Annotated in this window: 16 protein-coding genes and 1 pseudogene; 6 read left to right on the plus strand and 11 right to left on the minus strand. The window is 54.4% G+C overall.

What is annotated here, in order from left to right; genetic code table 11:
- Positions 1 to 160: 160 nt before the first annotated feature.
- Complete coding sequence (locus tag FNY10_RS12415) at positions 161 to 385, plus strand: DUF2594 family protein (protein WP_004864152.1); 225 nt, start codon at positions 161 to 163, stop codon at positions 383 to 385.
- Positions 386 to 451: 66 nt separating this feature from the next.
- Here FNY10_RS12415 and sdiA read toward each other — a convergent pair whose 3' ends face one another.
- Positions 452 to 1,174 (minus strand): transcriptional regulator SdiA, encoded by a 723-nt coding sequence (gene sdiA, locus FNY10_RS12420; protein ID WP_100682263.1) that lies wholly within the window; start codon positions 1,172 to 1,174, stop codon positions 452 to 454.
- Between the two features lie 299 nt (positions 1,175 to 1,473).
- On the opposite strand from sdiA, the pseudogene FNY10_RS12425 reads away from it, so the two are divergent.
- Positions 1,474 to 1,940 (plus strand): annotated as a pseudogene (locus FNY10_RS12425) (CoA transferase); the annotation flags it as partial.
- Between the two features lie 54 nt (positions 1,941 to 1,994).
- Here the strand turns inward: FNY10_RS12425 and tcyN are convergent.
- The 4 genes from tcyN to tcyJ all read right to left on the minus strand — a co-directional run bounded on the left by tcyN (position 1,995) and on the right by tcyJ (position 5,309).
- A complete protein-coding gene (gene tcyN, locus FNY10_RS12430; RefSeq protein WP_100682262.1) occupies positions 1,995 to 2,747 on the minus strand; it encodes an L-cystine ABC transporter ATP-binding protein TcyN in 753 nt (250 codons plus the stop codon).
- Complete coding sequence (tcyL, locus tag FNY10_RS12435) at positions 2,744 to 3,412, minus strand: cystine ABC transporter permease (RefSeq protein WP_100682261.1); 669 nt, start codon at positions 3,410 to 3,412, stop codon at positions 2,744 to 2,746. The genes tcyN and tcyL overlap by 4 nt, the downstream gene beginning before the upstream one ends.
- 15 nt (positions 3,413 to 3,427) lie before the next feature.
- Positions 3,428 to 4,414: a D-cysteine desulfhydrase gene (dcyD, locus tag FNY10_RS12440; protein WP_160702616.1), complete on the minus strand. Its 987-nt coding sequence runs from the start codon at positions 4,412 to 4,414 to the stop codon at positions 3,428 to 3,430.
- A 94-nt stretch (positions 4,415 to 4,508) separates the two neighbouring features.
- Complete coding sequence (gene tcyJ / locus FNY10_RS12445; protein ID WP_100682259.1) at positions 4,509 to 5,309, minus strand: cystine ABC transporter substrate-binding protein; 801 nt, start codon at positions 5,307 to 5,309, stop codon at positions 4,509 to 4,511.
- 200 nt (positions 5,310 to 5,509) lie between these two features.
- Here tcyJ and amyA point away from each other — a divergent pair, with 200 nt between their 5' ends.
- The gene (gene amyA, locus FNY10_RS12450; RefSeq protein ID WP_202395300.1) at positions 5,510 to 6,997 is read left to right on the plus strand and encodes an alpha-amylase; all 1,488 of its coding nucleotides are present in this window, start codon (positions 5,510 to 5,512) and stop codon (positions 6,995 to 6,997) included.
- A gap of 45 nt (positions 6,998 to 7,042) precedes the next feature.
- Here the strand turns inward: amyA and yedD are convergent, their stop codons facing one another.
- On the minus strand, positions 7,043 to 7,456 hold the full coding sequence (yedD, locus tag FNY10_RS12455; RefSeq protein WP_131050757.1) for a lipoprotein YedD: 414 nt from the start codon (positions 7,454 to 7,456) through the stop codon (positions 7,043 to 7,045).
- A gap of 473 nt (positions 7,457 to 7,929) precedes the next feature.
- On the opposite strand from yedD, the gene rcsA reads away from it, so the two are divergent.
- Positions 7,930 to 8,553 carry a transcriptional regulator RcsA gene (gene rcsA / locus FNY10_RS12460; protein WP_100682256.1) on the plus strand — a complete coding sequence of 208 codons (624 nt, stop codon included), beginning with the start codon at positions 7,930 to 7,932 and terminating at the stop codon, positions 8,551 to 8,553.
- 54 nt (positions 8,554 to 8,607) lie between these two features.
- Here the strand turns inward: rcsA and dsrB are convergent, their stop codons facing one another.
- Positions 8,608 to 8,796 (minus strand): protein DsrB, encoded by a 189-nt coding sequence (dsrB, locus tag FNY10_RS12465; RefSeq protein ID WP_100682255.1) that lies wholly within the window; start codon positions 8,794 to 8,796, stop codon positions 8,608 to 8,610.
- 167 nt (positions 8,797 to 8,963) lie between these two features.
- On the opposite strand from dsrB, the gene yodD reads away from it, so the two are divergent.
- Entirely contained in the window at positions 8,964 to 9,191 is a 228-nt protein-coding gene (gene yodD, locus FNY10_RS12470; protein ID WP_100682254.1) for a YodD family peroxide/acid resistance protein, read from the plus strand.
- Between the two features lie 272 nt (positions 9,192 to 9,463).
- On the opposite strand, the gene dgcQ is transcribed toward yodD, so the two are convergent.
- The 3 genes from dgcQ to FNY10_RS12485 form a co-directional block, all read right to left on the minus strand.
- On the minus strand, positions 9,464 to 11,158 hold the full coding sequence (gene dgcQ, locus FNY10_RS12475; RefSeq protein WP_141964318.1) for a cellulose biosynthesis regulator diguanylate cyclase DgcQ: 1,695 nt from the start codon (positions 11,156 to 11,158) through the stop codon (positions 9,464 to 9,466).
- A gap of 144 nt (positions 11,159 to 11,302) precedes the next feature.
- Positions 11,303 to 11,446 (minus strand): YodC family protein, encoded by a 144-nt coding sequence (locus FNY10_RS12480; protein WP_160702620.1) that lies wholly within the window; start codon positions 11,444 to 11,446, stop codon positions 11,303 to 11,305.
- A gap of 76 nt (positions 11,447 to 11,522) precedes the next feature.
- Positions 11,523 to 12,434, minus strand: a complete 912-nt coding sequence (locus FNY10_RS12485) for a DUF808 domain-containing protein (RefSeq protein ID WP_141964317.1) — start codon at positions 12,432 to 12,434, stop codon at positions 11,523 to 11,525.
- 228 nt (positions 12,435 to 12,662) lie between these two features.
- Between FNY10_RS12485 and yedA the strand changes: the two genes are divergently transcribed.
- On the plus strand, positions 12,663 to 13,574 hold the full coding sequence (gene yedA / locus FNY10_RS12490) for a drug/metabolite exporter YedA (RefSeq protein ID WP_131050761.1): 912 nt from the start codon (positions 12,663 to 12,665) through the stop codon (positions 13,572 to 13,574).
- Here the strand turns inward: yedA and FNY10_RS12495 are convergent.
- A complete protein-coding gene (locus tag FNY10_RS12495; protein WP_202395339.1) occupies positions 13,549 to 14,004 on the minus strand; it encodes a very short patch repair endonuclease in 456 nt (151 codons plus the stop codon). The genes yedA and FNY10_RS12495 overlap by 26 nt on opposite strands.
- Positions 14,005 to 14,019 lie beyond the last annotated feature (15 nt).

Below are 14,019 nucleotides of genomic sequence, written 5' to 3' on the forward strand. Positions count from 1 at the left end.
CGCGAGTGCAGAGTACGTATTATTCAGACAATTAATCCGCCAGCACCTCTGATGAGAGAACATAAATCACGCGCTCCTTTTTTTCTCGTCGCTTGTGGTATACTGCGTCGCCTTAACATTTAGTATTGCGCAAAAGCGCCGATAGCAAACGAGGATATCGATGAGCACTCCAGATTTTTCCACTGCAGAAAATAATCAAGAACTGGCGCAGGAAGTGACCTGCCTGAAAACGCTGCTGACGCTGATGCTCCAGGCAATGGGCCAGGCGGATGCGGGTCGGGTGATTATTAAAATGGAAAAACAGATCACGCAGATGGAAGATGAGGCTCAGGCTGCCGTATTCTCCAGCACCGTTAAGCAAATTAAACAGGCTTACCGCCAGTAACAGTCAACCGGCTGTGAATTCAGCACAGCCGGTCCCTACGTCTGACACGCAGAACGTCCTGCCCGCTCAAATTAAACCGGTCGCCACCGCGTAACAGGCGATTTGCGTTTTATTTGGCGCATTGAATTTGCGTTGCATATTTTTTTGATGGAAATTAACCGTATTTTCTGAGATGGAGAGAATAATCGCCACTTCAGCCGATGTTTTTCCCTCTGCCGTCCATTTCAATATTTCCAGTTCGCGACGACTAAACTTCATTTCCGGCGGCATGACCATCGCATCTTCCAGACGCAATAATGTCAACAGACTCAACTCAATCAGCGTTCTTAAGCGCATCTCCTGCTCGTCTTCATGAAAAGGCCCTGCGCTATGGTTTTGGCCGGAAACGGACAAAAAACCCTGAGCATGATTAGGCAAGATCAGACACTGGGTAACCCCCTTGTTCAACCCGTGATCGCGCGCGCTATCCCACAATTCCGGCGTATCGCGAAAGAGCCCGTCATCCCACGGCAGATGGCCACGAAGAAAGTTTTCAGGGCGCAATACCGGATCGATAGCAAAATAATTCTCAGCCTGGTAGTGTGTCATCCATGCTTGCGGATAGGTCGATTGCAGCGTAATCCTCGGCCGGGTAAACGGCACGGGATGGCGTACGCAAAGCGCAAAATAGTCATATTCCAGCCCTTCTGTTTGTTGTTGCAGGAGATTATAAACATCCCCTCCCGCGGTGATTGACTGAAATTGTTGCAGCATTTCCCGCCGCCAGCTGAAAAAATCATTGTCCCTCATAACCGACCAAATAACTCCTGAGTAATAATCATTATTAGAAATACAGAAAACTAACACATAAATCTTATTTATATGTATAAAATATCGTATGCATCGCACTTATTAGATCATGACTGGCGCTCTTCACCCGTGCCAGGAGAAAAGTATGTCGGAGCCTTTTTCGCTGACCACGATATATTCCCTTCTATGGCAAGCCTTTAGTTCCCTTCCGGCCCCGGAAATCGAATTTACCCAGCCGGGGGCGCTGCGTTCCTGCTTTGCCGTCACCGATTCTCCGCCTCTATCCCGTCGACAGGCGTCTGCCTCGCAGCAGGCCGCTGCCCGGCATTCGGGTGCTCGATCTGACGCGGATTATTGCCGGACCGGTAGCCACTCGTCTGCTCGCCGGCCCCGGTGCGCAGATGCCGCGGCTCGATCCGCCAGACTGGCATGAGCCGACGCTCGAAGAAGAAATCACGCCCGGCAAGCGCTGCGCACGGCTGAATATAAAAACGGCCAACGATAAGCAACGTTTAATAGATTTGCTCTGTCAGGCTGACGTTCTCGTACACGGTTACCGTGCCGATGCGCTGGACGCCCTGGGATTAGATAGCGAGACGCGGGCGCAGCTCAGGCAGGACTGGTCGATGTCTCGCTGAATGCCTGGGGATGGAGCGGCCCGTGGCGCAACCGCCGCGGTTTTGACAGCCTGGTGCAGATGGCCTGCGGGATTGCCGCCGCCGGTCAACAGTGGCGCCAGGCGGATAAACCGCTGCCGCTACCGGTGCTCTGGTCGCGGCCGTCCTCACCGCTGGGGACGGCCGCCGCGAGCGGGTAAACATTACTGCATCAGAAATTTTTCAAGGAACTGGCGGGTGCGCGGCTGCTGCGGGTTGGCAAACAGCGCTTTCGCCTCACCCTGTTCGACGATACGCCCCTGGTCCATAAAAATTGCGCGGTCCGCAACATCGCGGGCAAAGCTCATTTCATGAGTCACGATGACCATCGTGCGCTTCTCCTGCGCCAGCTGGCGAATGGTGTTCAGCACCTCGCCAACCAGCTCAGGATCGAGAGCCGACGTCGGCTCGTCAAACAGAATCACATCCGGGCGCATCGCCAGCGCCCGCGCAATGGCCACACGCTGCTGCTGACCACCGGACAGGCGACGAGGATAGCTGTTTTCTTTGCCGCTCAGCCCCACTTTCGCCAACAGTTCCCGGGCACGGACCATGGATTCGTTTTTATCCTCACCCTTAACGATAACCGGCCCTTCAATGATGTTTTCCAGTACCGTGCGATGCGGGAACAGGTTGAAATTCTGGAACACGAAGCCCACATGCTGACGCAGGCGGCGAATCAACCCTTTTTGCTGGCTGAAACTGCGCGCGGTATCAATGGTCACATCGCCCACCCGGATGGTTCCGCTTTCCGGCTGTTCCAGCAGGTTAATACTGCGCAGCAGCGTTGTTTTACCGGACCCGCTAGGGCCGATGATCGCCACCACTTCCCCCGCCTGCACATTGAGGTCGATACCGTGCAGTACCGTCTGGCCGTGGAATTTTTTCACCAGGTTTTTGACTTCAATGGCACTCATTTTGGATCACGCTCCTGGCGATTCAGCTGGTTTTCAAAATAGTTTTGCAGCGAGGACAGCACCGTCGCCATCACCCAGTAAATCAGCGATGCGGCCAGATACATGGTGAACACTTCCAGGGTGCGCGAGGTAATCAGCTGCGCCTGACGGAACAGCTCCGGAACCTGAATGGTGGCCGCCAGAGAGGTATCTTTTACCAGACTGATAAAACTATTGGAGAGCGGCGGCAGCGCCACCCGCGCAGCCTGCGGCAAAATCGCCCGGCGCAGGGTCTGCCACGGCGTCATACCGATACTGGCCGCCGCTTCCCACTGCCCTTTGTCAATCGAGGCAATCGCCGCACGCAGCGTTTCCGCAGCGTACGCTGCGGTATTCAGCGACAGGCCGATCATCGCCGCCGGAATGGGGTCAAGCTCAATGCCAAACTGCGGCAGACCGTAATAGATCATAAACAGCTGGGCAATCAGCGGGGTACCGCGGAAGATGGAGATATACATTCTCGCCAGCCATTTCACCGGCCACAGAGGCGACATGCGCATCAGTGCGAGGATAAAGCCCAGCACCAGGCCAAAGAACATACCGCCGATGCTCAGCTGTAACGTAAACACCGCGCCTTTGAGCAGAAAGGGCGCGGAATCAATAACCAGTTGGATACTCTCTTGCATTCTGTATGTTCTGCTTTAGATATGGGGATGATAGGCAAACAGCGCCGGCGCTCCACCCGTGTGGATAAATAAAATCGGCCCTTCATCCTTAAAGCGCTTCTGATTAATGCCGTCGATCAACCCGGCCATCGCTTTACCGGTATAAACCGGATCCAACAGAATGCCTTCCAGCTGCGCCAGCAGCTTCACGGCCTCCATTCCTTCGTCGTTCGGCGTGCCATATCCTGGCGCAAAATAGTCATCCCACAGCTGAATCCTGGCCGTGGCCTGTAGCTCCAGGCTGTTCGCCACCGCCTGCTGAAGCGCAACGACTTTCGGCAACTGATCCGCCGCCTTGCGTGATACGGTGACGCCAATCAGCTCGGCCCTTGGCATCAGCTGTTCCAGTCCTACGGCCAGCCCGGCATGAGTCCCCGCGCTGCCGGAGGCGACCACGATGGAAGAGAGCTCAACGGCGCCTTCGCACTGCTGGGCGATTTCGAGGGCGCTTTCCACATAGCCCAGCGCGCCAAGCGCGTTTGAGCCCCCCACCGGAATGACATAGGGCCGATAGCCCTGCGCTTCGATGCGGGTTGCCAGTTCTTCGAGCTGAACATTGGGCTGAGTCAGCGCATCACACATCTCCACCTGGGTATTAAACAGATCAAGCAGCAGGCGGTTACCGTTGGTCAAATAGTTCTCGGCGCGGGTGCCAATGGGGTTTTCCAGCAGCGCAACGCAGTGCAGACCCAGTTTCGCGGCCACCGCCGCCGTTTGACGGACGTGGTTCGACTGAATCGCGCCGGCGGTGATTAAGGTATCCGCCCCTTCACGCAGCGCATCTGCCGCCAGGAACTCCAGCTTACGCAGCTTATTGCCGCCCATCGCCAGCGGGGTCACGTCGTCGCGTTTAATAAAAATCTCGCGCCCCAGATGATCGGACAGACGCGGTAGATATTCCAGCGGCGTCGGCGCGCCAATCAATTCCAGGCGCGGGAAGAGCGTTAAATTTTGCAGTGACATGGTACCTCCTGACTGAATTATCTTTATTATGCACACACTGGCGTACGAAATAAAAAAAGGCGCTATCAATAGCGCCTTTTTTCACCGCCAGCCGTTACTTCGTCACGTCAGCGCCAAACCATTTTTCCGACAGCGCTTTCAGGCTGCCATCTTTTTGCATATCGGCAATGGCGCCATCAATCGCTTTCAGCAGGTCTTCGTTGCCTTTACGCAGCGCCACGCCAGACTCCTGACGAGAAAACGCTTCGCCGGTCACCGCCAGGGTATTGCCGGTTTTCTTCACCAGATCCAGCGCCGCCAGGCGATCGACCAGAATCGCGTCAATACGACCCACGCGCAGATCCTGATATTTCGTCGGGTCATCATCATAGGTACGGATATCTACGCCCTGAACGTTCTGGCGCAGCCACTCTTCGTAGTTAGTCCCGAGACCGACGCCGACTTTTTTGCCTTTCAGGTCAGCAGGTGTTTTGATAATGCCTTCGTTGCCTTTTTTCACCAGCGCCTGGATACCCGACACCGTATAAGGGGTAGAGAAGTCATACTTTTGCTTACGCTGGTCGGAAATGGTGACCTGGTTAATCACCACGTCAATACGTTTAGAATCGAGGGAAGCCAGCATGCCGTCCCATTTGGTCGGTTTCAGATCGGCCTTCACGCCCAGATGTTTCGCCAGCTCATTGGCAAAATCGACCTCGAAGCCGGTCAGCTTACCGTCGTCGCCCTGATAGCTAAACGGCGGATAGGTTCCTTCCAGGCCTACGCGCAGCGTCCCGCGCTCTTTAATCTGCCCCAGCAGATTTTCCGCCGCAAACGATTTTGCGCTGACGCCAGCCATTAAAACTACAGCCATCGCGCCCATCAGCGCCTGACGACCCAGAAGTGCTAATTTCATAGATGCCCCTGATAAATGAGATTTTCCCGTAGTGTAAGGCGTTTAGCGTCGCCCACCAACACCTATACGCTACAACTTATAGCGAAACATTATATACGCAGCGATTTAAGACATAGCGAAAAGAGCACCAAAATTCATCGAATTTGCTGGATATATCTCATACTGCAAAGGTCAGCTTGATGACGTCTGGAGCATGGAAGATGAAAAACCCCACGTTACTGCAGTGCTTTCACTGGTATTACCCCGCCGGCGGCGAGTTGTGGCGCGAAGTCGAAGCCCTGGCTCCGAACCTGAATGAAATTGGCATTAACATGGTTTGGCTACCGCCGGCTTACAAAGGCGCGTCCGGCGGATACTCCGTCGGCTACGATAGTTACGATCTGTTTGACCTCGGCGAGTTCGAGCAAAAAGGCTCTGTTGCCACGAAATATGGTGATAAAGCGCAGCTGCTTGCCGCCATTGCGGCCCTGCGCCAGCACGATATTGCGGTCCTGCTTGATGTGGTGGTCAACCACAAAATGGGCGCAGATGAAAAAGAACCGGTTCGCGTGCAGCGCGTCGATGAGCAGGACCGGACGCAAATCGCCGAGGAGATTATCGAGTGCGAGGCGTGGACACGCTACACCTTCCCGGTCCGGGGCGGGCAGTATTCTCAGTTTATCTGGGACTACAAATGTTTCAGCGGCGTCGATCACATCGAAAATCCCGACGAGGACGGCGTTTTTAAAATTGTGAACGACTATACCGGCGAAGGCTGGAGCGATCAGGTCGATGATGAAATGGGTAATTTCGATTACCTGATGGGCGAGAATATTGACTTCCGCAATCATGCGGTCGCCGAAGAGCTGAAGTACTGGGCTCGCTGGGTTATGGAGCAAACCGGCTGCGACGGTTTCCGTCTCGATGCGGTGAAACATATTCCCGCGTGGTTTTATAAAGCGTGGATCGACCACGTCCAGCAAGTGGCGACAAAGCCGCTGTTTATCGTGGCGGAGTACTGGTCACACGAGGTGGATAAGCTCCAGCAATATATCGAGCGCGTCGACGGTAAAACGATGCTGTTTGACGCCCCGTTGCAGATGAAGTTTCACGAAGCGTCACGCCAGGGTCGCGACTACGATATGAGTCAGATTTTTAGCGGCACGCTGGTTGAAACCGATCCGTTTCATGCCGTCACGCTGGTGACCAACCATGACACTCAACCCTTGCAGGCGCTGGAAGCCCCCGTTGAGCCGTGGTTCAAACCGCTGGCCTATGCGCTCATTCTGCTGCGCGAAAACGGCGTCCCCTCGGTTTTTTATGCCGACCTCTTCGGCGCCAGCTATGAAGATACCGGCGGCGATGGCCAGACCTATGCCATCGAGATGCCGGTTATTGAACAGCTGCATGAGCTGATTGACGCCCGCCAGCGTTTCGCCCACGGCGTCCAGACGCTGTGGTTCGATCATCCCAACTGCATTGCCTTTAGCCGCAGCGGCACCGATGAGGATCCGGGGTGCGTCGTTGTATTGTCTAACGGCGATGAGGGAGAGAAGCTGCTGGCGCTGGGTGCCAACTATGGCAATAAGCGCTGGAAGGATTTTCTCGGCAATCGTCAGGAGGTGGTGGAAACCGACGACGAAGGCAACGGCACCTTCACCTGCAACGGCGCAAGCGTCAGCGTCTGGGTCATCGAAGAGGTGCTGTAGTCCTTGAAAGCACGCGGGCTGAACGTCGATTCAGCCCGCCCTGCATTAGTGCACGCTTTTCCCGGCAGCGGTTTTTTTCCACGCCTGCTCGCACTCGGCGGTCAGGCGGTCAACGCGAGTCAGGGTCATGCGATCGTATTGCAGCGTGTTGCCTGAGCGCTCAACAGGGTAAACCTCAAGCCTGGAGGTGACGTTGTAGACCTGATCATCGCGCTGCATTAATTTACCCGGCGTGGCGATGACGCGCTGCCACTGACGACAATCCAGGGTGTCGCCATTTTTCGTCACGATCAGGCTGGCAATCGCGTCCGGACTCATCATTTCACTCTGCGGACCTTTTGACTGCCAGTATCCCTCTAACCCGGCTGGCGCTGGCGCTTTGACGACGGTATCGTAATTATCAACCTGGACACACCCGGCCAGCATAAACAGCGCAGCGGCAATCACTATCTTTTTCATCATCCATCCCACAAACCGATAAAAAAGTATTGTGGCATTAAAGCGTTAAGCCCGCCACCCCTCCCGCAGAGCCGCAGCAAACTTGCCAACATCCGCGCGCGCACAACGCCACCGTTGCCCCCCGGAGAAGAATTATCCCGCTCGCCGTCGCATTATTAAATAACGAGAATGAAGAACTGCTGACAATATGCTGACTATTTACACAACCAACATAAGGAAAATCCTAAAAATATTTATTATTTGCCTTCCGAATTATCTGAAAAACAGGCAATTTTGCTTTTAATTCCCTTACATAACCCGGTCTCACATTACTTTGGGAGTATTCCTGGCAAATTATGGGCAATATTACGGAATAGTTTAGACTGCCGCATAGTTCCTGTGCTGAACCGGGTTTTTATTACCCACTTAAATGGATTTCATCGTGCTTGTCGGCGAGAGATAAATTATCGTTACGTGTTGATTGAGGATGGGTCATGTCAACGATTATCATGGATTTGTGCAGCTTTACCCGACTGGGACTGACCGGGTATCTGACAAGCCGGGGGATAAAGAAGCGCGACATTAGTGAAGTACATTCTGTGGAATGCCTGCAAGAGGCCTGTGAATTCATGCGTCCGGCAGTGGTATTTATCAATGAAGATTGCTTTATTCATCATCCGGATAGCAATGAGCTTATCCGCCATATCATTTCCCGGTATCCCGGGACGTTATTTATTATCTTTATGTCGTTAGCTAACATTCATTTTGATCACTATCTGCTGGTACGTAAGAATTTGCTTATTAGTTCAAAATCACTGACGCCAAAAGACCTTGATGAAATCCTGGGTAATCGCCTTAAATACGATAACTACAGCAACGCCCGCATCAATATTCCGACACTGTCGCTCAGTCGTGCCGAATCGAATATGTTGCAAATGTGGATGGCGGGCTATAGCACGACGCAGATTTCAAGCCAAATGAACATTAAGGCGAAAACGGTTTCGTCGCATAAAGGAAATATTAAAAAGAAAATTCAGACCCACAATAAACAGGTGATTTACCACATCGTTCGCCTGGCGGAAAACATTACCAGTGGTATCCACGTTAACCTGCGCTGAACCAGGCGCCGGCAAAACTGGCGGCGCACTCCGCCAGTTCGGATGCCTCACGAACTAATCTTCTCTCTCAACAAAGATCCCGTCCGGATGCCCTGCTTCGTTAAAAAACCAGATCCCCAGCGGATAGTCTTCCAGCGCAACCAGATACATGGTCCCTTCACTAAACGACTCTATTGCCAGAACTACACCCGATCGACGAGGGCCACCGTCGGTCTTCACCGTGACACGATCGTTCACCTGCATAACTTATCTCCTCTATTTTTGAGCCAGTGTAGAACAAAACTGCCCGCTGTGCAGCGCCCTGCCCGGCGAGTGGCGTTTTTATAGACCGTCCGGCATGGCGGCCAACCCCCTCTGATTTTATGCCTATACTTAAAGAGGCACGATCTGAGCCAAGCGAGGTAGGCATGATGAAAACCGCCAAAGGTAGTGGATATGCAGGAAGTCACGGGGTGAATGTCGATGTTGATGCCCTGCTGGCGGCGATTAATGAAATCAGCGAGAGCGAGATACGGCGTTCGCGGGACGATCCGCATCACGTCAGCGTTGATGGCCGCGACTATCACACCTGGTGTGAACTAGCGGAAGCGTTTGAACTCGATATTCATGACTTTAGCGTCACGGAGATCAACCGCTAGCCAGGTACAGGTGAAAAAAATCCCGACTCGCAGGAGTCGGGATGAAACTTGCTAATGCAAGAAGCACTTGAAAATTCGTTACACCGGGATATCCGTTGCCGGGAAACATTATCCTCAATTATTTTGTATGACAAGAGCTATTCATGAGGAAAATAATTGAGAAATGGTATGAACTTACTGTCGCCCTGCCGGGATGCTGATGGCGTAAGGCTTTGTGGCGATCGTTTTTCTCTGGCCGCGCGTTGACCCCGGGCACTTTTTTAAGATAAATCTCATTTTCCCATACCGTCACGCAAGAATAAATCGTTAAAGCACACTCGGTTGCGTCCATTTTGTTTGGCGAGATAGAGCCGGCGATCGGCCGTTGACTGCAGGCTTTCAAAATTAAACCCGGCAGAATCATCGCTGCTGCTCACCCCCAGAGAGGCGCTGATCCGCAAACTGGTGTCGTTGCAGAGGAGAATTTCACGGTTGTAAATGCGGATGCGGATACGTTCGGCGATGGCTGTCGCCATCTGTAACGTGGTGTCAGGCATCACAATACAGAACTCTTCCCCGCCGACGCGGCCAGCCAGATCGCCTTCACGGATATTGCTCGCAATAGTACTGGCAACCAGCGACAGTACGCGGTCTCCCGCCTGGTGTCCGTGCTGGTCATTAACCTTCTTAAAGTAATCGAGATCGAGCTGGATAACCGAGACTGGCCGGGCTGTCCGCTCGCACACCCTGGTGATGGCGATGGCCCTGTCAAATAAGGCTCCGCGATTCAACAGGCGAGTTAACGCATCATGCCAGGCCTGCCACTCCAGCGACTTTTGCATAACGCTCATGTTACGCACCATCCGCAAAATCACCTGCCAGGAGATGATCAGCATCAGCGTAAAGAACAGCCACATCAGCGTCAGCGCAATCGTAATGCTCCCGAAAGCACCGCGCACGCCTTCCTGGAGCGTGTGGGTCCTCAGCAGCACGCCATCAAAGTTGTTTAGCTTCTGCCAGCTGATATAGCGCGTTAATAAACGGATACTGCCCTGGTTTTGATGCGAAAACGCGTAGCTAAGCATTGCCTGTTCACGGGCTGACAACAGGGTCAGGACATTCCCCGATGCTGAAGAAGCGATCAGGTTAAACCGACTGTCATACAGCTGGTATTCCCCCTCCTGGCCCCCCTTAATGGCGCTGACCAGAAACGCCTTCATCTCTCGCACTGAAAAATCCATCGACAGCACGCCGAGCCAGTCATGGCGGAAATCAAGGGGAACGGAGGCCGTCACCACCGGGTCGTCGTTTTGCTCGTGCCCATCAAAAACGGTTTGCCAGAGCACGCCGCGACCGGGATTGTTCCGCTGCGATTGCCGGGTAAACCACGGCGCGGCGATCGCATGGGTGTAGCGCGCCTGGGCCTGTACCGCGTTTTTTGGCAATGTGGTGCCGGTAAAAAAACCGCTGCGCGAAATGTACAGCATCCCTTCGTTAAACCCGCGGTTTTCATCGACCAGACGCAGGAGATAGCCCAGCTCAAGAGCCGCCATCAGTTCATTACCGGTCCGGGCGTCGTGACGGGACAGCATACTCTGGCTGTCGACAAAGGCATCGGAGACGCCATACACCGGAAGAGTACGCCGGTTATGTAACGCTACGGACCAGATCGGGTCATGGCGTTTGCTCATGTATTCCTGTTCTGCATTGCGCAAAATCTCGAAATCCAGCGGCGTTTCAAGCGCCGACTGCATCCCGTTGCGAAAAAACACCATTCTGTCGATGTTGAACAGCAGCAGACTGTCCATTTCGTGGGCGACGTTTTCAAGGTTGTTGCGCTGGTTGGTGACATACGCCTCTTCCAGCACCGCCACTTCGCGCCAGATCAGGAGCGTAGAAAAAAAGAGTACTGCGACAAAGCAATAATTAACCACATGTCCCGGGCCAGAAACGCGGCGAAGTTTTCTTACCCACAGTGGTTTATCCATTGTTCTCTCGCAGTACAATCCAAACGACAAACGTCATCCACGCTGCCTGTGGGTGAAACAAGCAGTTAAACGATAAAACGCCCGGCTTTTGCCGGGCGCGATAGAGGGTCAGGCACGCTGCTGTCGCTGTCCTTCCCCACGTACTCACTCATCTTCGCGGAACGCCTCGTGTTTAACGCCATAACCGTCATACCAACAACACTCGACCATTCCGCTGGCGAAGCCCGTCACCACCATGCGCGGCCCCCCGCTCTTTCGCCTCACTTCATCACTGACCAACAATACCATTTTTTAGTCCGTCATCCGGGAGAAACTGTTTCACCATAGACGACACGGAACGATTTTGCATAATCAGCGGCCGATTTTACTGCGCCGCAGCGCGAAACCCGGTAATGACCTTCACGCCAGCCAGCACCACCGCGCCGACGATAAAGCCCAGCACCAGATTGACGCCGGTCGGCAGCAGCGAGGCGATGAGAGCCGACTGTTCACCTGCCCATTGTTCAACCGCATGATGAAGGGGCGCGATGCCGTGTACGATAATGCCGCCGCCGACCAGAAACATCGCCAGGGTCCCGACGATGGAGAGCAGCTTCATCAGACGCGGCGCAACCGCCAGCAATCCGTTACCGACCGAGCGCGCCAGCGCGCTACTTTTTTTCACCAGCCAGTAGCCCATATCATCCAGCTTCACGATAATGCCCACCAGACCGTACACCCCGACGGTCACCAGAATGGCAATCCCCGAGAGAATCAGAATCTGATTGAGCAGCGGCGCATCGGCCACGATCCCCAACGTAATGGCCACGATCTCAGCAGACAGAATAAAGTCAGTGCGTATCGCTCCTTTCACTTTATCGCGTTCGAATGCCAGCGGATCCTGCTCCGCCAGCGCTTCCAGGCGCTGCTGACGGGCCTGCGGATCTTCCTTGTGTTTGCGCGCCTGCAGGCTGTGCAGCACTTTCTCAACGCCTTCGTAGCACAGGAATGCGCCGCCGAGCATCAGCAATGGCGTAATCGCCCAAGGAATAAACGCGCTGATCAGCAAGGCCAGCGGCACTAAAATCACTTTATTGACGAACGAACCTTTTGCCACGCCCCAGACAACGGGGAGCTCGCGATTGGCGCGAACACCCGTCACCTGCTGGGCATTGAGCGAGAGATCGTCTCCCAGTACGCCGGCCGTTTTTTTCGCTGCCAGTTTTCCCATCACGGAAATATCGTCAAGCAAGGTGGCGATATCATCCAACAGCGTTAAAAGACTACTTCCTGCCAAAATGGTATTCCTTCATTTATTGCGGATAAACACCCTGACGCTCCGGCCGCAGCCTGAACGCGTAGCGGTCATGTCCGCCTAAGTATGAGGTAAAAGTGCTTTTTCGCCCAGAGATGCACAGAGTCAATATAAATTTAACAATTACCGATCGATTAAAGCGCTCGCCAGCGCAGTTGTTTTCACGTTTACTGTATGTCCCTTTCTGTCTCTGTACCGTCGTGAGGACGTATGTCTACCCGCCAGCTTCTGCCCCTAATCGGAGCCCTGTTTGCGCTTTATATCATCTGGGGATCGACCTATTTTGCCATTGCCATTGGCGTCGCCAGTTGGCCCCCGTTGATGATGGCCGGGATCCGTTTTCTCTCCGCCGGCGGGCTACTGCTCGCTTATTTGCTGGCAACCGGCCACTCGCTTCCAGCGCTCAGACCGCTGCTCAATGCGGCACTGATCGGCATCCTGCTGCTGGCCGTGGGAAATGGCTTTGTCACCCTGGCCGAGCACCAGCATGTGCCTTCAGGCATTGCGGCAGTGATGGTCGCGACGGTCCCGCTCTTCACGCTCTGCTTTAGCCGGTTTTTTGGTATTACCACTCGCAAGATCGAGTGGCTGGGGATTGCTATCGGTCTGGCGGGCATCATTCTGCTTAACAGCGGCGGGAACCTGAGCGGCAATCCGTGGGGGGCGCTGTTGATCCTTATCGGTTCAATGAGCTGGGCATTTGGTTCCGTTTACGGTTCCCGAATTGAGCTACCGACAGGCATGATGGCCGGCGCGATTGAAATGCTCGCCGCGGGAATCGTCCTGGCGCTCGCCTCCTGGGCGACTGGTGAAACCCTGAGCCAAATGCCGTCGTGGTCCAGTATTTTTGCCGTTGCCTATCTGGCGATTTTTGGCTCTCTTATCGCCATTAACGCCTACATGTATTTAATTCGTAACGTCACTCCCGCCGTCGCCACCAGCTACGCTTACGTCAATCCCGTGGTGGCGGTCCTGCTGGGGACCGGATTTGCCGGAGAGAGCCTCTCGTCCATCGAGTGGCTGGCGCTGGGCGTGATTATTTTTGCCGTTGTGCTGGTCACGCTGGGAAAATACCTGTTCCCCGCCCGCGCTGAAGTTACGCCTTGTGAGGTGGAGAAGTAAGCTCTGATTCACCAATGCCCTGCGTGTCGATCTGCGCGCGGTCACCGCCGCCGCAGATCCACTCTTCCAGGCGCTCAGTCAGCGCCTCATCGCTGAGTTTCAGTCGCCCGCGCAGCGCGCACTCCCAGACGATCAGCACCCGCCATCCCTGCTCTTGTAAGCGCATGATATCGCGCCTATCGCGCGCGACGTTGTTGCCGATTTTAGCCAGCCAGAATTCGGTACGCGTCGCGGGTACTTTAAACAGATAGCAGCGATGGTGATGCCAGAAACAGCCGTGAGTAAAGATAACGCAGCGGTACTCTGCCACGACAAAATCCGGGCGCCCCGGCAGCGTCGCATCCTGAACAGTAAACGTAAACCCGGCCTGAGTGAGCAGCGCGGCCAGCCGTTTTTCGATCGCCGTATCGCGCTGGCCAATCGCCCGCATGTTTTTACTGCGCGT

Source organism: Klebsiella sp. Lac1, assembly GCF_009825425.1.
Lineage (GTDB): Bacteria > Pseudomonadota > Gammaproteobacteria > Enterobacterales > Enterobacteriaceae > Klebsiella > Klebsiella electrica.

Coding starts and splice junctions, on each gene's coding strand:
- tcyL (WP_100682261.1), bottom strand. CDS start 3,412: ATGCAAGAGAGTATCCAACTGGTTATTGATTCCGCGCCCTTTCTGCTC.
- dsrB (WP_100682255.1), bottom strand. CDS start 8,796: ATGCAGGTGAACGATCGTGTCACGGTGAAGACCGACGGTGGCCCTCGT.
- FNY10_RS12480 (WP_160702620.1), bottom strand. CDS start 11,446: ATGGTATTGTTGGTCAGTGATGAAGTGAGGCGAAAGAGCGGGGGGCCG.
- FNY10_RS12415 (WP_004864152.1), top strand. CDS start 161: ATGAGCACTCCAGATTTTTCCACTGCAGAAAATAATCAAGAACTGGCG.
- dgcQ (WP_141964318.1), bottom strand. CDS start 11,158: ATGGATAAACCACTGTGGGTAAGAAAACTTCGCCGCGTTTCTGGCCCG.
- amyA (WP_202395300.1), top strand. CDS start 5,510: ATGAAAAACCCCACGTTACTGCAGTGCTTTCACTGGTATTACCCCGCC.
- tcyN (WP_100682262.1), bottom strand. CDS start 2,747: ATGAGTGCCATTGAAGTCAAAAACCTGGTGAAAAAATTCCACGGCCAG.
- yedD (WP_131050757.1), bottom strand. CDS start 7,456: ATGAAAAAGATAGTGATTGCCGCTGCGCTGTTTATGCTGGCCGGGTGT.
- rcsA (WP_100682256.1), top strand. CDS start 7,930: ATGTCAACGATTATCATGGATTTGTGCAGCTTTACCCGACTGGGACTG.
- FNY10_RS12495 (WP_202395339.1), bottom strand. CDS start 14,004: ATGCGGGCGATTGGCCAGCGCGATACGGCGATCGAAAAACGGCTGGCC.
- yodD (WP_100682254.1), top strand. CDS start 8,964: ATGAAAACCGCCAAAGGTAGTGGATATGCAGGAAGTCACGGGGTGAAT.
- yedA (WP_131050761.1), top strand. CDS start 12,663: ATGTCTACCCGCCAGCTTCTGCCCCTAATCGGAGCCCTGTTTGCGCTT.
- dcyD (WP_160702616.1), bottom strand. CDS start 4,414: ATGTCACTGCAAAATTTAACGCTCTTCCCGCGCCTGGAATTGATTGGC.
- sdiA (WP_100682263.1), bottom strand. CDS start 1,174: ATGAGGGACAATGATTTTTTCAGCTGGCGGCGGGAAATGCTGCAACAA.
- tcyJ (WP_100682259.1), bottom strand. CDS start 5,309: ATGAAATTAGCACTTCTGGGTCGTCAGGCGCTGATGGGCGCGATGGCT.